The organism is Verrucosispora sp. WMMD1129 (assembly GCF_029581255.1).
GTDB classification, from domain to species: domain Bacteria; phylum Actinomycetota; class Actinomycetes; order Mycobacteriales; family Micromonosporaceae; genus Micromonospora; species Micromonospora sediminimaris.
In genome coordinates this window covers 1,585,077-1,604,711 of the sequence record NZ_CP120741.1, presented here as the reverse complement: position 1 = coordinate 1,604,711, position 19,635 = coordinate 1,585,077, and the positions used below count along the sequence as shown (strand labels likewise).

At 70.9% G+C, this 19,635-nt stretch carries 7 protein-coding genes and 1 pseudogene; 7 read left to right on the top strand and 1 reads right to left on the bottom strand.

Annotated elements, in window-relative coordinates; all coding sequences use genetic code 11:
* Positions 1–159 precede the first annotated feature (159 nt).
* Positions 160–357: an MbtH family protein gene (locus tag O7624_RS07160; RefSeq protein ID WP_093402962.1), complete on the bottom strand. Its 198-nt coding sequence runs from the start codon at positions 355–357 to the stop codon at positions 160–162.
* A 178-nt stretch (positions 358–535) separates the two neighbouring features.
* On the opposite strand from O7624_RS07160, the gene O7624_RS07155 reads away from it, so the two are divergent.
* The 7 genes and pseudogenes from O7624_RS07155 (at position 536) to O7624_RS07125 (ending at position 19,633) form a co-directional block, all read left to right on the top strand.
* Entirely contained in the window at positions 536–1,483 is a 948-nt protein-coding gene (locus tag O7624_RS07155) for an ornithine carbamoyltransferase (RefSeq protein ID WP_282239418.1), read from the top strand.
* Positions 1,480–2,952 (top strand): amino acid adenylation domain-containing protein, encoded by a 1,473-nt coding sequence (locus tag O7624_RS07150; protein ID WP_282239417.1) that lies wholly within the window; start codon positions 1,480–1,482, stop codon positions 2,950–2,952. Before O7624_RS07155 ends, O7624_RS07150 begins: the two co-directional genes overlap by 4 nt.
* Positions 2,949–3,836: pseudogene (locus tag O7624_RS07145) on the top strand (pyridoxal-phosphate dependent enzyme); the annotation flags it as partial. The gene O7624_RS07150 and the pseudogene O7624_RS07145, both read left to right, overlap by 4 nt.
* Positions 3,837–3,997: 161 nt before the next feature.
* A complete protein-coding gene (sbnA, locus tag O7624_RS07140) occupies positions 3,998–5,008 on the top strand; it encodes a 2,3-diaminopropionate biosynthesis protein SbnA (RefSeq protein WP_093402967.1) in 1,011 nt (336 codons plus the stop codon).
* Complete coding sequence (sbnB, locus tag O7624_RS07135) at positions 5,002–6,012, top strand: 2,3-diaminopropionate biosynthesis protein SbnB (protein WP_282239415.1); 1,011 nt, start codon at positions 5,002–5,004, stop codon at positions 6,010–6,012. Before sbnA ends, sbnB begins: the two co-directional genes overlap by 7 nt.
* The gene (locus O7624_RS07130; protein WP_282239414.1) at positions 6,009–12,473 is read left to right on the top strand and encodes a non-ribosomal peptide synthetase; all 6,465 of its coding nucleotides are present in this window, start codon (positions 6,009–6,011) and stop codon (positions 12,471–12,473) included. The genes sbnB and O7624_RS07130 overlap by 4 nt, the downstream gene beginning before the upstream one ends.
* Positions 12,470–19,633, top strand: coding sequence for a non-ribosomal peptide synthetase (locus O7624_RS07125; RefSeq protein ID WP_282239413.1), 7,164 nt, complete (start codon positions 12,470–12,472; stop codon positions 19,631–19,633). The genes O7624_RS07130 and O7624_RS07125 overlap by 4 nt, the downstream gene beginning before the upstream one ends.
* The last annotated feature ends 2 nt before the right edge of the window (positions 19,634–19,635 follow it).

Genomic DNA, 19,635 nt, shown 5'->3' with positions numbered 1-19,635 from the left:
CGTCCACCACGGTTTCGGAGTCGCGTCGATGTAGCTGTCTGCGTCCACGGCGCTGAGCTGCCGGCCCTCGGCGGCGAGACGTTGTGCTGCCGCCCCGCCGCACGCCGTGTTCGGCGGGACGGGGCGGCATGAGGTGTGGTGTGGTGCGGACTTCGGCCGTCAGGCCCTGGCCATCTGCTCCCGCAGGCTTCGCGGCCGCATGTCCGACCACACCTTTCCGATGTGATCCAGGCACTCCTGCTTCGACCCGGACGTCCCTTCGGCGGTCCAGCCGAGCGGCAGCTCCCGGTCTGCCCACCAGATCGAGTACTGCTCCTCGTCGTTGCGCACGACGCGGTAGACACCGTCGTCAGTCATGACCCCTCCGGCATGGTCGGGTGATCCGAATAGCTGAGCCCGATGTTGCCGGGCCCACGCGTACCGCCCATAGAGACGAATACGCAGACGCGTCGTGCGACTCCGTCCCTGTTCGACGGTCCGCACCTCGCGCAGGCTCTGGGGTCACGGCCGATCGCCACCTGGAAGGGGGCTCGGCATGACCGAGCGACGCCACCTGATTTCCATCGACGACCTCTCCGACGACCAACTGCGCTGGCTCGTCCAGCGCGGCGCCGAGTACTCGCGTGGTTCCGCGGGAGCCGACCAGCCCCTGTCCGGGGCGGTCGTCGGCGTGCTGTTCCGTAAGACCTCCACCCGTACCCGGACCGCGTTCTCCGCCGGTGCGCTGCGTCTCGGCGCCGGCCTGATCACGTACGGCCCGAACGACCTGCAACTGGCCACCGGCGAGTCGGTGGAGGACACCGGCGCGGTGCTCTCCGGCATGCTCGACGTCCTGGTCGCCCGCACGGTCGGTCCGGAGTCCGAGCTGCGGGCGTACGCCGCCCAGAAGCGCATGTCGGTGATCAACGCGATGAGCGCGGTCGAACACCCGACGCAGGCCCTCGCCGACCTCACCACGATCGTCCGGCACTTCGGCCGGGTGGAGGGCGTACGGGTGCTGTACGTGGGGGAGGGGAACAACACCGCCTCGGCGTTGACCCTCGCGCTGTCCCGGTACCCCGGCGCCGAGCTGCACCTGCGTACCCCGGCCGGGTACGGCGTGGAGCAGCGCTACCTCGACCAGGCGGCGGTGTCCGCCCGGCGCAGCGGCGCACGTGTCGAGCAGCGGCACGACGTATCGGACCTGCCAGCGGTCGATGTCGTCTACACCACCCGTTGGCAGACGACGGGTTCGACGAAGCCGACGCCCGACTGGCGTACCGAGTTCGCCCCGTTCCAGGTCAACGAGACGCTGATGGCGGCCTGTCCGGGCGCGGTCTTCATGCACGACCTGCCGGCGCACCGGGGCGAGGAGGTGACCGGGGCGGTGCTCGACGGGCCCGACAGCATCGCCTTCGCCCAGGCCGAGAACAAGTACCACAGCGCCCGGGCGGTCCTGGAGTGGTGCGCCACCGACCGGCCGAGCGGCGGAGCGGGGCTGTGACCACGTTTCTCGACGACATCCTGACCCACGCCACGACCCGGCCCGACGCACCGGCGATCGTCACCCCGGACACCGCCCTGTGTTACGAGGACTTCGCCGCCCGGACCGACCGGCTGGCCCGGGCGCTGGTGGCCCGGGGCGTCGGACCGGAGCAGGTCTGCGCGGTCATGGTCGACCGGGGCCCGGAGGCCGTCATCGCGATGGCGGCCGTGCTTCGGGCCGGCGGCGCCTTCCTCACCCTCAACACCGAGCTGCCCGACCAGCGACTGGCGGCGATGGTCCGCACCGCCCAGGCCCGGTTCCTGGTCACCACACCGGCCCGGGCCGGGCAGCACGACCTCGCCATCGACGGCCCCACCGTGTTCGTCGACGCGCCTGACGCGTCGGCACCCCTGCGACCGGTGTCGCCCCGATCGCTGGCCTACGTCAGTCACACCTCCGGTTCGTCGGGGCCGCCGAACGCGGTACTGCTGGAGCACCGCGGTGTCACCAACTACCTGCGGTTCGTCGTCGCCGACTACCAACTCGGTCCGGACACCGTGGTGCTGCAACTCGCGCCGTTCGGGTACGACGCCTCGATCCGCGACACGTTCGCCCCGCTCGTCGCGGGCGGGCAGGTGGTCCTCGCGCCGCGCTCCACCCTGTTGCGCGCCGGTGAGTTCGTCGCGGCCCTCCGCAGGTGGGGCGTGAACACGATCCTGTCGGCCACCCCGACCTTTCTGACGTCGCTGCGGCACAGCGATCTGCCCGACCTGCGGTTGACCGTGTCCAGCGGTGAGTCGCTGCGACCGTTCCTCGTCGCCGGTGGCCGCGACCGGGTGCCCGGACGGCTGATCAACCAGTACGGCCCCACCGAGACCACGATGACCTCGACCCGCTTCGCCGTGCCGGCGGTTCCGGACACGACTGTCGACCTGATCGGAACACCGATCGACGGCGTGAGCGTGCATCTGCTCGACGACGAGCTGCACGCCGTGCCGAACGGCGGTGTCGGCGAGGTGTGGATCGGTGGATGTGGAGTCGCGCGCGGCTACAGCGGCCGACCGGGCTTGACCGCGGACCGGTTCCTGCCGGACCCACACGGTGCCCCCGGCGCGCGGATGTACCGCACCGGGGATCTGGCGCGTCGGTTGCCCGACGGTGACCTCGTGTATCTCGGCCGCATCGACCGGCAGATCAAGGTCCGGGGTTACCGGATCGACCCGGCCGAGATCGAGGGCGCGCTGCTGGCCCATCCCGCCGTCACCGGCGCGGTGGTCACCTCGGGTACCGATGCCGGCGGCCGGGTCTTCCTCATCGCGCACGTCGCCGCGGCGTCGGAGCAGGTGACGGACGCAGCGCTGCGCGCCCACCTGGCGATGACGTTGCCCCACTACATGATCCCGCGACGGTTCGCCCGGATCGACCGCCTGCCGACGACGGTCAGCGGCAAGACCGACCGCCGGGCGGTCACCGTGGACGGGCCATGAGGACGACAGGCGTCGGGCCCACCCTCGCGGATGTACGCCTGGCCGCCGACCGGATCACCGGCCTGGTCGATCGCACTCCGGTGCTCGCGCTGGATTCGCGGGTGCTGGTCAAGGCCGAGCACCGCCAGCGCGGCGGCTCGTTCAAGATCAGGGGCGCGGCGAACGCGATGCTTGCCCGGTACGCGGACGATGTGGTCGCGGGTTCCTCCGGTAACCACGGCATCGCCGTCGCCATGCTCGGTGCCGCGTTGGGCATCAGGGTGACGATCGTGATGGCCGCCGGGGCCAGCGACGGCAAGGCCCGGACGATCCGGGCGCTGGGCGCCAGCGTGGTCCAGGTGACTGGCGGCGTGGTCGAACGTGACCGTCGGGCCGCGGACATCGCGGCGGCGACCGGGGCGGTCTTCGTGCCTTCCTCCGACGACGAGTTGGTGGTGGCCGGGGCCGGCACGGTCGGGCTTGAGGTGCTCGAACAGGTGCCGGGCGTCACGACGATCTTCGTACCCACCGGCGGTGGTGGCCTGCTGGCCGGCGTCTGCCTGGCGGCGTCGGCGCTGTCCCGGCGGGTGCGGGTCGTCGGGGTGGAGCCGATGTCCGCCCGCCGTTACGCCGTTTCCGTCGCCCAGGGTGCGCCGATCGAGCTGCCGCCGTCCATGACGATCGCCGACGGCCTGCGTGGGCAACGACCCGGTGCGGTTCCCTGGCCGATCATTCGGCACCGGGTCGACGATCTGATCGGCGTGACCGACGAGGCGATCACCCACGCGCTGGGTGTTCTTCGCCGTGCCGGTGTCAGCGCGGAACCAAGCGGTGCGGTAGCGCTGGCCGGCGCGCTACGGCGCGGATCTGCCGGCCGTGCGGTCGTCATTGTTTCGGGTGGAAACGGCACGGCCGGCAGCAGCACGAAGAAAACAGAAGAACCTCCGGCAGAACTGCTGCCGGCGTCGACCGGTGAGTCTGCATGTTCTTCCCTGCGCTGTCTCGACGGTGCGGAGGAATCTCGTAGTAGGCGCATCGCGGCGGATGCAATTCGAGGAGCGGCTCTATGACCGAACAAACCCCCACCGGGTCAGGAGTGCTGGCAACCATCGGAGCGACACCGATAGTCGAGCTGGTGAAGCTCGACCCCGAGAGTCCGTTCAGGACGTTCGCTAAGTTGGAGTCGCACAATCCGGGCGGCAGTATCAAGGACCGCTCGGCGCTGGAGATGCTGCGAGAACGCATACGCGACGGGCGGCTCGTACCCGGAAGATCGGTGGTGATCGAGTCAAGTTCCGGCAATCTCGGAATCGGGCTCGCGCAGGTCTGCGGGTACTACGGAATTCGCTTCATCTGTGTGGTCGACCCGCGCACCAACAAGGACAACATCGCCATCATGCGGGCGCTCGGCGCGCAGGTCGAGGTGGTCACCGATGTCGACCCGGCCACCGGAGAGTACCTGCCCGTCCGTATCCGACGGGTGCGTGAACTCGTCGCGACGATCGATCACGCGTACTGCCCGGACCAGTATTCGAACCCGCTCAACCCGCAGGCACACCGTACGACGGTACGAGAGATCGTGCGCGCGCTGCCGGACATCGACTACCTGTTCTGTGCCACGAGTTCCTGCGGCACCCTGCGGGGGTGCGCCGAATACATCCGGACGCACCAACTGCCGGTGACCATCGTGGCGGTGGACGCGTTGGGTAGTGCGATATTCGGCCCAGCGGTCGGGTGGCGGATGATTCCCGGCCACGGCGCATCGGTGCGTCCGAAGCTGTACCGCAGCGATCTGGCCGACATCGTGGTCCGAGTCGATGATCTCGACGCGATTGTGGCCTGCCGCCGGCTGGCCGCCCGCGAGGCGATTCTCGTCGGCGGCTCGTCAGGCGCAGTCGTGGCGGGCCTGGAGCAGATGCGCGATCAGATCCGACCCGGGGCCACCTGCGCCATGGTCTTTCCCGACCGCGGTGAGCGGTACCTCGACACCATTTACGACGACGACTGGGTCATGACGTACTTCGGTGACGTGTCGCACCTGTGGACCAAGCCCGACATGGAGGTGGCGCCATGTTGATTCTCGGAGCAGGCGAGGTCCGTGCCGTCCTCGACGGAGGCGAGCGCGATGTGGTGTCCGCGGTGGAGGCGGCGTACCGGTCGCACGCGCTGGGCCGTACCCGGGTACCACAGTCGGTTTTCCTCCGTTTCCCCGACGGAGAGCGCGAGCGGATCATCGCGCTGCCGGCCTATCTGGGCGGTGAGACGCCGACCTGCGGGGTGAAGTGGGTGTCATCCTTTCCCGGCAACCTTGACCGGGGGATGCACCGGGCCTCAGCCGTGATGATCTTGAACTCGGTACACACCGGCGTACCGGAGGCGATTCTCGAAGCGTCGGCGATCTCGGCCGGGCGTACGGCCGCGAGCGCCGCCCTGGCGGCGTCCACGCTCTCCTCGTCCAGCCCGGAATCGGCTGTGACGCTCGTCGGCTGCGGTCCGATCAACTTCGAGGTGCTGAGGTATCTGCGCACCGTGCTGCCGACGCTGGACACGGTGACCCTGTACGACCTCAGCGCCGAACGGGCGCAGTCCTTCGCCGCCGAGGCGCGGTCGGTCTGGCCGACGTTGAAGATCGACGTGGCCGAGAACGCGGCCGACGCCATGGCCCGCCACAAGCTGGTGTGCCTGGCGACCACGGCGAGCGCCCCGCACCTGGGTACCGAGCACTGCCGCCCGGGAACGCTGGTGCTGCACCTGTCCCTGCGTGACCTCACCACCGACTCGATCCGTTCCAGCGTGAACATCGTGGACGACCCGGACCACGTGTGCCGGGCCGCGACCTCGCTGGATCTGGCCCAGCAGGAAGCCGGCCACCGCGACTTCATCGCCGCCTCGCTCGGCGAGGTCCTGGTGGCCGGTGAGCGGTACGTCAGGAGCGACGAAGCCGTGACGGTGTTCTCCCCGTTCGGTCTCGGCTGCCTGGATCTGGCAGTGGCCGACCTGGTCCGGCGTGCGGCGTCGGGCCGCGGCCTGGGCACCACATTGGATGACTTCCTACCGACGAAGCAGCAGGTGTGCGCATGACTGACATCCTCGAAACCGACAACCAGCTCCGACTGTCCTTCGAGCAGGAGCAGCTGTGGTTTCTCGACCAGGTCCGGTCCGGCACCCAGGAGTACCTGTTGCACTGGGGATTCCGGCTGCGCGGGCCGCTGGACCGGGCGGCGCTGACCGCCGCCTTCACCGACATCGCCGGCCGGCACGAGATTCTGCGTACCCGCTATTCGACTGTTGACGGACAGCCGGTGCAGATCATCGACGAGCCGGCGGCGGCCGACCTCACGGTGGTGGACCTCACCGGGTACCCCGCCGCGGAACAGGACCGACGGGTACGCGAGATCGGCGAGGCGGCGGTGACCACGCCGATCGACCTGCGCGAATCAGCTCCGTGGCGGCTGACCCTCGTGCAGCTTTCCCCCACTGACGCGATCTTGATGCTGGTGGTGCATCACATCGCCTTCGACGGCCCCTCGCTGGGCATCCTGGCCCGGGAACTGGGCGTGCTCTACGCGGCCCACGCCGCCAGCGAGAAGTCGCCGCTGGCACCGCTGGAGCTCCAGTACGCCGACTTCGCCGACTGGCAGCGGAGCCGATGGGACGCGAACGACGCGACCTTCGTCCGGCACCTGGACTACTGGCGGGAGCAACTGACCGGACTGCCGTCGCTGGAACTGCCCACGGACCGGCAGCGCCCCGCCGCCTGGGAGCCGGCCGGCGATGTGGTGGCGTTCGCGGTGCCGGCCCCGTTGGCGGCCCGGGTCAACTCCGTGGGACGTGCCGCCCGGGCGACCCCGTTCATGGTGTTCCTGGCCGCCTACCAGCTCCTGATCAGCCGTTACGCGGATCAGCTCGACTTCGGTGTCGGAGTGTCGACAAGCGGCCGGAACCGGGTCGAGCTGGAGTCGGTGATCGGCTCGCTCGCGCAGACGGTGGTGCTGCGGACCGACCTGTCCGGCGATCCCACCTTCGTCGAGTTGCTCGGTCGGGTCCGCGAGACGGCCCTGGACGCCTTCGAACACAAGGACGTGCCCCTGCAACGCCTGGCCGCCGAACTGTCGCCCGACCGTGGCCTGGCCAGCAACCCGCTCTTCCAGGTCGGGTTCGCGGTCCTGAACGGCCAGGGGGAGCCGCTGAGTCTGCCCGGCGTCGAGGTCGACTGGGTGCCGACCCCGGTACGCAGTGCCACCTTCGACATGTCGCTCCAGATGACCGAGGAGCCGGACGGATCCTGGGTGGCCCGGATCACCTATCCGACGGCGCTCTTCGACCGGGCCCGGATCGAGCGGATGGCCGACAACTACGTGGCGCTGCTGGAGAACCTGGCGGCGGCGCCGGAGAAGCCGCTGCGCGACGTGCCGACCGTGACGACCGCGCAGCAGCAGCAGTTGCTCGGCTGGCACCCCGCACCGCGCGCAGCGACCGACGCCCTGCTGCCGGACCTGTTCCGGGCACAGGCCGAGGCCACGCCGAACGCGGTGGCCGTGGTCTGTGGTGACACCGAGCTGACCTACGCCGAGCTGAGGTCCAGGGCGGACAAGCTGGCCAGCTTCCTGCGCACCCGCGGAGTCGGCGCGGAAACCGCCGTCGGCGTCGCCCTGCACCGCGGTACCGATCTCGTGGTCGCGCTGCTCGGCTCGCTCACCGCCGGCGCGGTCTACGTTCCGCTCGCACCCGACCTGCCCGACGAGCGGCTCGAATTCATGATCGAGAACGCGGGCGTCGAACTGGTGCTCACCGACACGGCGCTGCGACAGCGGATTCCGCAGCAGACCCCGGTGGTGGTGCTCGACGAGCAGTGGGACGACATCGCCCGCGCCACGCCACCGCCGCCGGTGGCGCTCGACGCCGCGAACGCCGCCTACGTGATGTACACGTCCGGCTCCACCGGTCGCCCCAAGGGCGTCGTGATCAGTCACGGCGGGATCCGGAACCGGGTGCTGTGGGCGGTGGACCAGTTCGCGCTCACCGGTACCGACCGGGTACTGCAGAAGACGACCATCGGGTTCGACGCGTCGATGTGGGAGTTCCTGGCGCCGCTGGTGTCCGGCGGTTCAGTGGTGATGGCGCCGCAGGACGCGCACCGCGACACCGCAGTGATGGTCGGTGCCCTCGCCGCGTACCGGGTCACCGTGGTGCAACTCGTCCCGTCCGTGCTGCGCACCGTGGTCGAGGAACCGGAGCTGGCCGCCTGCGACGCGCTGCGGCTGGTCTGCTCGGCCGGGGAGCCGCTGCCGACCGAACTGTGCGAGCGACTGCTCGGCGTGCGTGAGGTGGAGGTGTACAACACCTACGGCCCGACCGAGTCCTCGATCGACGTGACCGCGTGGCGCTACGCACGTGGCGAGACCGACGGTACGGTTCCGATCGGTGCCGCGCTGCCCGGCGTCGACCTGTACGTGGTGGACTCCGCCGGCCGGCTCGCGCCCATCGGCGTACCGGGTGAGTTGTGTATCGGCGGCGTCGGCCTCGCCCGCGGTTACGCCGGGCGCGGCGACCTCACCGCCGAACGCTTCACCCCGAACCCCTTCGCCGACCGGCCCGGCCAGCGGTGGTACCGCACCGGAGACCTCGCCAGGTGGCGTGACGACGGCGTCCTGGAGTTCGTCGGCCGCCTCGACGCGCAGGTCAAGGTGCGAGGCGTGCGTGTCGAACCCGGTGAGGTGGAGGCCGCGCTGCGGGCGCATCCGTCGGTCGCGGCGGCCGTGGTCACCTCCTACCGGTCAGTCACCGGCGACCTGGAACTCGCGGGCTACGTGGTGCCGGCCGCCGGTACGACGGTGGAGATCGACGAGTTGTCCGGATTCCTCGGCACCCGGCTGCCCGCCGCGATGGTTCCCGCCAGCATCGTCCCGCTGGCCGCGCTGCCGTCGCTGCCCAACGGAAAGGTCGACAGGTCGGCGCTGCCGCCCCCCGGCAGCCGCCCGGCCGGTGACGACCCGGAGCACGCCGAGCCCGACGACGTGCCCCCCGGTCACGTCGCCCCCCGGACGGAGACCGAGCGGGCCGTCGCCACGCTCATGGGCGAGCTGACCGGGACCGAGCGGGTCGGCGTCGCCGACGACTTCTTCGCGCTGGGTGGGCATTCGCTGCTGGCGATCCGGCTCGCGCACCGGCTGCGTCGCCGGTTCGGGCTGGAGCTGACGGTGGCCACCCTGTTCGAAGGACGGACCGTGGAGCGGGTCGCCGCGGCGATCGACGCGGGCACGGCGCCCGACAGCGAGCCGCAGATCGTGCCCGTATCCCGCGACGGCGCCCTGCCGACCTCGTTCGGCCAGCAACGACTGTGGTTCCTGGACCAGCTCGAACCGGGCAGCGCGGAATACCTGATTCCCTTGGTGTACCACCTCACCGGAACGCTCGACACCGCGACACTGCGCCGCGCGGTCGAGCAGGTCAGCGCCCGGCACGAGGTGCTGCGCACCCGCTACGTCGGGGACAGCGGCGTTCCGCTGCAACTCGTGGATCCCCCCGGCCCGGTGCCCTTCGACGTCGTGGACCTGATCGGCACCGCGGATGCCGCGCAGCGCGCCCGGACGATCGTCGAAGCGGTGAGCGCCCGGCCGTTCGACCTCACCCACGAGCGTCCGCTGCGGGTCACGGTCGTGCACACGGCGGCCGACGAACACCTGGTCGCGATCACCCTGCACCACATCGCCTTCGACAACTGGTCGCTGGGCATCTTCCTGCGCGAGCTGAACGAGGCGTACGCGGCGGGACTCGCCGGTACCCCGTGGTCGACGCAGCCGCTTCCGGTCCAGTACGCCGACTTCGCCGCCTGGCAACGCGACCGGCAGGCCGACGGCACCATCGGCAACCAGATCGAGCACTGGCGAAACCGGCTCGCCGGGCTCGTGCCGGTCGAGCTGACCCCCGACCGGCCCCGCCAGCCCGGGCGGGACCTGCGCGGCGACATGCTGATCGTCGACATTCCGCAGACCACCGGAGCGGCAGTACGCGAGCTGGGCAACCAGACCGGCGCAACCATGTTCATGGTGCTGCTGGCCGCGTTCGACGTGCTGCTGAGCCGCCACACCGGCCGCACCGACATCGCGATCGGCACCCCGGTCGCCGGTCGGACGCGGCCGGAGACCGAGGACCTGGTCGGCTTCTTCGTCAACAACCTCGTGGTCCGGGCCGACCTGGGCGGGAACCCGACCTTCCTCGACCTGGTCGACCGGGTCCGCCGGAGCGCCCTGGAGGCGTTCGCCAACCAGGAGGTGCCGTTCGAACACCTCGTCGACGCCCTGCAACCGGACCGCGACCTGTCCCGCAACCCGCTGTTCCAGATCATGTTCGAGGTACAGCACACCGGTGCCGGCAACGCGGCGTCCACCCTCGCCGGCTGCGCCGCGACCGGCCTGGACAGCGGCCTGTCGGTGGCCAAGTTCGACCTCACCCTGTCCGTGATGGAGCAGCCGGACGGCCGGCTGGAATGCTGGTTCGAGTACGCCACGGCGCTGTTCGACCGCTCGACGATCGAACGTCTCGCCGGCCAGTACCTACGCCTGCTGGGCGGCGCGACCGCCGACCCGCAGGCCCGGATCAGCGAGTTGGATCTGCTGTCGGCCGACGAACGCCGCACGATCGTGCACCAGTGGGCGGACCCTGACGCGGACCGGCTGGACCTGCTCGACCCGCCCGGCGAACGGCACCTCTCGGTACCGGAGCTGTTCGAACAGTGGGCGGCCCGGACCCCGGACGCGACCGCCGTGGTGTTCGGCGACGAGCGGCTCGGCTACGCGGAGCTGAACGCCCGGGTCAACGAGCTGGCGCACCAGCTCCGTGCGATGGGGGTCGGCCCGGAGGTCGTCGTCGGCTCGTGCCTTCAGCGCGGGATCGCACCGGTCGTGGTGCTGCTGGCGGTGCTCAAGGCCGGCGGCGTGTACGCGCCCTTCGACCCGGAACATCCGCCGGAGCGGCTGCGCTACATGCTCGCCGACGCCGGAGCGCAGCTGGTGGTGACCACCGGCAGGTTCGCCGACCGGTTCGCCGGACACGACCGGCCGGTGCTGGTGGTCGACGACGGGGACCGGGCGAGCGGCCGGCCAACGACCGACCTGGCAACCGTCACGGTGCCGGACAACCTCGCGTACATCATCTACACGTCCGGGTCGACCGGCCGTCCCAAGGGCGTGATGATCTCGCACCGGGCGTACGCGCACCACTGCCGGGTGGTCGCCGACCAGTACGGCATCCGCCCGGGCGAACGGGTCGTGCAGCTCTCGGCGCTCACCTTCGACGTCGCGATGGACCAGATCGGCGCCACCCTGGTCACCGGCGCCACGATCGTGGTGAGCGACCCGGTCTTCTGGACGCCGAACGAGCTGCCGGCCAAGCTGGCGCAGTACGGCGTGACGGTCATGGAGATCACCCCGGCGTACTACCGGGAGATGATGGAGTCCGGCGTGGACCGGCTCACCGCGATGAAGACCATCAACGTCAGCTCGGACGTGGTGACCGTCGACGACGCCCAACGCTGGGCGGCGACCGGCCTGCCCGGCCGGTTCCTCTGCACCTACGGGCCGACCGAGGCGACCGTCACCTGCATGTTCAACCCCGTGTCGGGCGATCTCGCCGACGAGCGCAGCACGGCCACCCTGCACATCGGCCGGGCGGCCGCCGGTACCCAGGTGTACGTGCTCGACGCGGAGATGCGTCCGCTTCCGGTCGGGGTGCCCGGTGAGCTGTACCTCGGCGGTGTCCGCCTGGCCCGTGGCTACCACGACCGGCCGGAACTGACCGCGGAGCGGTTCGTGCCCGACCCGTTCGCCACCGAACCGGGAGCGCGCCTCTACCGCACCGGTGACCTGGTACGGCTCCGGCCGGACGGCGCTGTCGACTTCCTCGGCCGACTCGACACCCAGGTGAAGATCCGTGGTTTCCGGATCGAACTCGCCGAGATCGAAGCCGTGCTGGCCAGGCACCCCGCGGTGTCCGCAGCCGCCGTCGTCGCGAGGGACGTCGGGCCCGGTGACAAGCGGCTCGTCGCCTACCTGGAGTGGCCCCACGACACCGGACCAGACCTCGACGAACTGCGGGCGTACCTCCGGGAGTCGCTGCCCTCGTACATGATCCCGTCGGCCTGGGTCACCGTCGCGGCCCTGCCGCTGTCACCGAGCAAGAAGGTCGACCGGGCGGCGCTGCCGGATCCGAAACCGTCCGAACTCGACGGTGCCCGCGGGTACGTGGCGCCACGGGACCCGGCGGAGGAGACCATCGCCGGGATCTGGTCGGAAATTCTCGGCGTCGACCGGGTCGGCGTCGACGACGACTTCTTCGGACTCGGTGGGCACTCGTTGCTGGCCACCCGGGTCCTGGCCCGGCTGCGGGCGACCTTCGCCGTGGAGGTCCCGCTGCGCTGCCTGTTCGAGGCGACCACCGTGGCCGAGCTGGCGGTGGTGGTGACCGACCTGATCACGGCGGAACTCGACGAGTTGACCGACGCCCAGATGAGCGAACTGCTTTCCCAGGATGGTGCCCTGTGACTGAGACAATCGATCGAGCCGGTCTGCGCGCGGAACTGCTTCGGCGCAGGCTCGTAGGTGCCGCGACCGCCGCGCCGGACGAGGGGGTCACCCGGGTCTCGCGGGAGACGCCGCCCGCGCTGTCGTTCGCGCAGCGCCGGCTGTGGATCCTCGACCAGGTCCGGCCGGGCGGTACGGAGTATCTGGCCAGTGCCGGCCTGCGCCTGTTCGGGCCGCTGGAGCCCGGCGCGCTGCGGGCGGCGCTGGACGCGATCGTGGCCCGGCACGAGGTGCTGCGTACCCGCTACGTGGTGGTCGACGGTGAACCGGGCCAGGTGATCGACCCTCCGCAGCCGGCCACGCTGCACGAGGTGGACCTGCGTGGCCTCGACCCCGCCGCGCAGGACGAACGGATCGCCGGCTGGATGACCCACGACCGGGCACCCGTCGACCTGGCGACCGGCCCGGTGCTGACCGGAACCCTCGCGCGGCTGGCCGACGAGGAACACGCGCTGGTGGTGACCCTGCACCACATCGCCTTCGACGGCTGGTCCGAGCAGGTGCTGTGGCGGGAACTCGACCGGTTGTACACCGCCGCGCTGACCGGCGGGCCGTCCCCGCTGGCGCCACTACCTGTGCAGTACGCGGACTTCGCCGCGTGGCAGCGCGATGCGATGTCCGGTGCCAAGCTGGACCGTCAGCTCGACTACTGGCGGCAGGCGCTGGCCGGCGCCACCGCGCTGGAACTGCCGCTCGACCGGCCCCGTCCACAGGTCCGGGACAGCGCCTGCGACCTGGTCCCGTTCGCGGTGTCCGCGTCGGACGCCCGAGCCCTGCACGACCTCGCCCGCCAGTCCGGCGCGACGCCGTTCATGGTGCTGATGGCCGTGTACGCGATCACGCTGGGCCGGTTCGGCCGGAGCAACGACATCACGATCGGCACCCCGGTGGCCTGTCGCGACCGGGCCGAGGTGCAGGACCTGATCGGGCTGTTCCTCAACACGCTGGTGCTGCGCACCGACCTGTCCGGCGACCCGTCCTTCCGCGAGGTGCTCCGGCGGGTGAAGGAGATGGCGCTCGGCGCCTACGCCCACCAGGAACTCCCGTTCGAACGGCTGGTCGACGAGCTGGCCCCGGTGCGCGACGCCTCCCGGACCCCGCTGTTCTCGACCATGTTCCTCTGGGCCAACGGGGACTCCACGGCCCGCCGCGTCGGCGAACTGCGCGCCGAGGAACTGCCGGTCGGCGAGAGCGACGCCAAGTTCGACCTGACCCTGGTCGTCGTCGACCAGCCCGACGGCACCCTCACCGGCTTCCTGAACTACGCCACCGCGCTGTTCGACCGGGACACCGTCGAGCGGTTCGCGAGCCACTTCACCGCCCTCGTCGGCAGCATCGCTGCCACGCCGGACGCACCTGTCAGCCAGCTCGTCGAGTCTCCACCGGCGGAGCGGGAGCTGGTGCTGCGGACGTGGAACGAGACCGAGGTGGCGTACCCGACCGGCACCCTGCCGGAGCTTTTCGCGCAGCAGGTGGCCCGGACCCCGGACGCCGTCGCCCTCCGCTTCGAGGGCGAGGACGTCTCCTACGCCGAGCTGGACCGGCGGGCCGACCGACTGGCGCGGTACCTGGTCGACGCGGGCGTCGGGCCGGAGTCGATCGTCGGCGTGTGCCGCCGGCGCGGTGTCGAGCTGGTGGTGGCCCTGCTGGCGATCCAGAGGGCCGGCGGCGCCTACCTGCCGCTGGACCCGGACCACCCGGCCGAGCGTCGGGACTACATGTGCGCCGACGCCGGTGTCACAATCGTGCTCACCGACGGCGAACCGGCCATCACCGGCAACGGGCCGGCACCGGCGAGCCCGACCCCGGCAGGGCCGGACCACCCGGCGTACGTGATCTACACGTCCGGCTCGACCGGCCGGCCCAAGGGCGTCGTGGTCACCCACCGCGCGATCGTCAACCGGCTGCGCTGGATGCAGGACGCCTACCGGCTGGACGACTCCGACCGGGTGCTGCAGAAGACCCCGTACAGCTTCGACGTCTCGGTGTGGGAGTTCTTCTGGCCGCTGATCACCGGGGCGACGCTGGTGATCGCCCGCCCCGACGGCCACCGCGACCCGCACTACCTGGCCGACCTGATCGCCACCGAGCAGGTCACCACCCTGCACTTCGTACCGTCGATGCTGCGGGTGTTCCTGGCCGAGTCGTTCGGGCCGCTGCCGTCGGTGCGCCGGATGATCTGTAGCGGCGAGGCGCTCCCCGCCGACCTGGTCGCCGCCGTCCACGAGCGGATCGGCTGCGAGCTGCACAACCTCTACGGGCCGACCGAGGCGGCCGTCGACGTCACCGCGGTGCGGTGCCTGCCCGGGACGCCGGTCACCATCGGACGGCCGATCGCCAACACGCGTACCTACATCGTCGACGAGAACCTGCGACCGGTCCCCATCGGAGTGCCGGGTGAGCTGCTGCTGGGCGGCGTGCAGTTGGCCCGCGGCTACCTCAGCCGCCCGGAGCTCACGGCACAGCGGTTCGTTCCCGACCCGTTCGCGGCGTCCGGTGGCGGGGGAGGACGGCTGTACCGCACCGGCGACCTCGCGCGTTACCTGCCGGACGGCCGGATCGACTACCTCGGCCGGCTCGACGACCAGGTGAAGATCCGTGGGCACCGGGTCGAACTCGGCGAGATCGAGGCGGTGGCGGCGGAGCACCCGGCAGTGTCCGCGGTCGCCGTGGCGGTGCACGACGGCCAGCTCGTCGGCTACCTCGTCGCCCGGGACACCGACGCCGGCGTCGAGGTGAGCGACGTGGCGTCGTTCCTGCGCGGTCGACTGCCCGAGGCGATGATCCCGAGCCACTGGCAGCTGCTGCCCGCGCTGCCCCTGACCACCAGCGGAAAGACCGACCGGCGCGCGCTGCCGGCCCCGACACCTGGCCGCGCCTGGGCGGCCGGAGCGTACGTCGCCCCCCGCACCGAGGCCGAAGGCGTCGTCACCGAGGCGCTCGCGGCGGCGCTGGGCATCGATCGGATCGGTGTGCACGACCGGTTCTTCGACGTCGGGGGTGACTCGATCCGGGCCATCCGCGCGATCGGCACCCTGCGCCGGGGCGGGCTGAACCTGTCGGTGCAGGACATCTTCACCCACCAGACCGCGGCGCAGCTGGCCACGCTCGCCGACCGGCCGGCGACCGGTGCGGACGAGGCGCCGGTCGGCCGGTTCGAGCAACTCGACCCGGCCGACCGTGACCGGCTCCCCGACGGCCTGGTGGACGCCTACCCGATGGGTCAGGTGCAGGCCGGCATGGTGTACGAGATGCTGGTCAACGGCTCGCACCCGGCATACCAGAACGTCACCAGCTTCGACATCGCCGACGACGGCCCGTTCTCGCTGGCCGCGTTGCAGCAGGCCGCGCAATGGCTGGTCGACCGGCACGAGATCCTGCGCACCACGTTCCACCCGTCCGGCTACACGGAGCCGATGCAACTCGTCCACGCCGAGGCGCGGGTCGAGGTGGGCTTCGACGATCTACGCGAGCTCGCGGAAGCTGAGCAGCAGGACATCCTGGAGCGGTACCGGGAGACGATGAAGCTGGCGATGCTGCCCATCGATCACGCCCCGCAACTGCGCTGGCACGTGCACCGCACCGGGGAGCGGACGTGGGTGCTGACCCACACCGAGTGCCACGCCATCCTGGACGGTTGGAGCCACCACTCCCTCATCGCCGAGCTGCGGGACACCTACCGGGCGATCCGGGACGCGGACCCCGATGCGCTGAAGCCCCCGCCTCCCGGGCGGTACGCCGACTTCGTCAGGTTGGAACGGCGATCGCTGTCGGCCGGGCCGGACGAGCAGTTCTGGCGGAGCCGGGTCGACGAGTACGACCGGATCGCGTTGCCGACGGACACCGCCCCCGCCGGCCACGGCGCGGTGCCGGAGCTGCGGATGTCCTGGCGGCATCTCGAACCGGGGCTGCGTGAGCTGGCCGCGCGGACGCAGACCTCGCTCAAGGCCGTGCTGCACACCGCGCACCTCGCGATGATCGGCGCCATCACCGGCCAGCGGCGGTTCTTCAGTGGTCTGGTCGTCAACGGCCGGCCCGAACTGCTGCGCGGCGACGAGGTGATGGGGATGTACCTCAACACGGTGCCGTTCGCGGTGGATCTGCGTACGCCCCGTTGGCGCGACCTCGTGCGCGCCGTGTTCGCCGAGGAGCTTGCCGTCTGGCCGCACCGGCGCTACCCGATCCCCGCGATGCAGCGTGCCTGGGGCGCCGGTACGCCGCTGATCAGCAGCATCTTCTCCTACCTCGACTTCCACGTGCTCGACGCGCAGGAGGACGTGTTCGGCGCGGTCGTCGACGACAGCCCCAACGAGTTCACCCTGGTCACGTTGACCTTCCCGGGCGAGCTGCGACTGGAGTGCCGGGCCGGCTGGGCGACCCAGGAGCGGCTGACCGCCCTGGGCGAGACCTTCCTCGAACTGCTCACCGCGATGATCGCCGACGGCGGCGCGAACCCGGTCGACCTCAGCTCGACCCCGGCGCACCGGTTCACCGAGCCGCAGCAGGACTGGCCCGCCCTGCCCGAGGCGTGCGTCACCGACCTGTTCACGGCCCAGGCGCAGGCCCGGCCGGACGCCGTCGCACTCGAGTACGGCGATTCGCGCCTGACCTACGGCGAACTCGACGCCCGGGCCAACCAGCTGGCGTGGGCGCTTCGTGAGCACGGTGTGGGCCTGGAAACGCCCGTCGCGGTCTGCATGAACCGCGGGATCGACACGGTGGTCGCGCTGCTCGGCATCCTCAAGGCCGGCGGCTGCTACCTGCCGCTCGACCCCAAGTACCCGGACGGCCGCATCGAGTACCTCCTCGACGATTCCGGCGCCCAGGTTCTGGTGAGCGGGCCGGCCCACGCCCACCGTTTCGTGGCGCGTGCCGGGCTGACCACGCTGAACCTGGACTCCGACTGGTGGTCGGACGGCAGCCGGCCGACCACCGCGCCACAGGTGACCCTGTCACCGGAGAACCTCGCCTACATCACGTACACGTCGGGGTCCACCGGACGTCCGAAGGGCGTGCTGGTCCCGCACCGCGGCGTCGTACGACTGGTGCACGGCCAGGAGTACGCGCGACTGGACGCCGAGCAGGTCATGCTCCAGATCTGCACGCTCGCCTTCGACGCGTCGACGTTCGAAATCTGGGGTGCGCTGTGCAACGGGGCCCGGCTGGTCGTCTCCCCGGAAATGCCGACCGCCGACGGGCTCGACGAACTCCTGCGCCGACACGGGGTGACCGTGCTGTGCCTACCCACCGGCCTCTTCAACACCATGATGGACGTTCGGCCGCAGGCGTTGGCCGGGGTACGGGAAGTGGTGGTCGGTGGCGAGGTGCTGCCGCCGCTGCAGGTGCGCAAGGCGATGGAACACGGCGTGCTGGTCAGCAACGGGTACGGCCCGACCGAGACCACCACGTTCGCCACCGTCCACCCACGGATCCCCCTGCCGGCGCTCACCGACGTCATCCCGATCGGGAAGCCGATCCATCACACCTACGTGCACGTCGTGGACGAGAACCTCGACCCGGTCCCGTTCGGCGTGCCGGGTGAGCTGCTGCTGGGTGGTCCGGGCGTCGCGCGCGGATACCAGAGCCGTCCGGACCTGACCGCCGAACGCTTCGTACCGGACCCGTCCGGGCACGCGCCGGGGAACCGGCTCTACCGCACCGGGGACCTGGTCCGCCAGGATCCGGACGGCACGATCCACTTCATCGGGCGGCGCGACCACCAGGTGAAGATTCGTGGGCACCGCGTCGAGTTGGGCGAGGTGGAGGCCGCGATCGCCGAGCTGCCCACGGTGCGGGCCGCCGCGGCGGCGGCCTACCAGGGCGTGGACGGGGTCAAGCAGCTCGTCGGGTACGTCGTGCTCGACGAGGACGGCCCGGCCGACCCCGCCCGGCTCGGTGACGTGATGCGCAGCCGGGTGCCCGGTTTCCTGGTCCCGACGGCCTGGGTCCGCCTGGACCGGCTCCCGCTGAACAACAACGGAAAGCTCGACCGGGCCGCGCTGCCCCGGCCGGCGGCGACGACGTCGGTACGGGAATACAGCGCGCCGCGTACGCCCACGGAAGTGGCGGTCGCCGAGGTCTGGACCGAGGTCTTCCGCCTGCCCCGGGTCGGCCGTGACGACGACTTCTTCGACCTCGGCGGGCACTCGCTGTTGACCTTGCGGGCGATCGCGATGCTGCGGGACCGGCACGACATCGAGACGACCGTGCGAACCTTCGTCGAGCACCGCACGCTCGCGGCGCTCGCCGCGTCGATCGACGGCGAGCGGCAGCCGGCCACGGCGCTGCTCTGGCTGCGCCGGACCGGCGACCAACCGCCACTGGTGTGCGTGCACCCCGGCGGCGGCAGCGCGCACTGGTACCGGCGGCTGGCCGAGCACCTTGATCCGAATCTGCCGGTGGTCGCCTTCGAGTGGCCGGGCCCTGACCCGTCGACCGGCTCGGTGCCGTCCACCGAGGAGATGGCGACCCGCTACCTCGCGGAGTTGCGGGAGGCGGTCCCGCAGGGGCCGTACCGGATCTTCAGCTGGTGTGGCGGCAGCGGGGTGAGCACCGAGATGGCCAGCCGGCTGATGGCCGAAGGCGAGGAAGTCACCTTCATCCTGCTCGACCCGGGGCAGGACGCGTGGCAGAAGGAGCACCTCTGGTCGGAGTACGCGCTGATCAAGCAGTGTGTGACGAACCTGGAACGGCTCGACGCGGCACCGCCGGACGAGGACACCTCGGTGCTCCGGCAGGAGACGCTGGCGCTGCTCGAACACATCGTGGACGACATCGTCGGCAACGACGGGATCACGCTCCCCGAACGCGGCGCGGGAACGATGTGGCTGCCCGCCGCGCGGATGTGGGAGGAGGTGATGGAGATGGTGCTGTCCTACCGGGACCGCCCGTACGCCGGTCACCTGGACCTGATCGTCAGTGACGAGCTGGCGCAGGGTGAGCACGAGGTCGTCAGCTCCGGCCAGAGCTACGGCGACTACCTCCAACGGTGGCGCGAGCGGACCGCCGGGCTGGGGGTGCACCGGGCGAAGGGTGAGCACTTCTCGGTCATGAAGGAATATGTGGCGGACCTCGCCGGCATCCTGACGGGGCTGATCGACAAGCCGGCCGGGCGACGGTGAAC

Excerpts from the sequence above, each read along its gene's own strand:
- O7624_RS07130 (WP_282239414.1), top strand. The coding sequence starts at position 6,009 with ATGACTGACATCCTCGAAACCGACAACCAGCTCCGACTGTCCTTCGAG.
- sbnB (WP_282239415.1), top strand. The coding sequence starts at position 5,002 with ATGTTGATTCTCGGAGCAGGCGAGGTCCGTGCCGTCCTCGACGGAGGC.
- O7624_RS07155 (WP_282239418.1), top strand. The coding sequence starts at position 536 with ATGACCGAGCGACGCCACCTGATTTCCATCGACGACCTCTCCGACGAC.
- O7624_RS07160 (WP_093402962.1), bottom strand. The coding sequence starts at position 357 with ATGACTGACGACGGTGTCTACCGCGTCGTGCGCAACGACGAGGAGCAG.
- sbnA (WP_093402967.1), top strand. The coding sequence starts at position 3,998 with ATGACCGAACAAACCCCCACCGGGTCAGGAGTGCTGGCAACCATCGGA.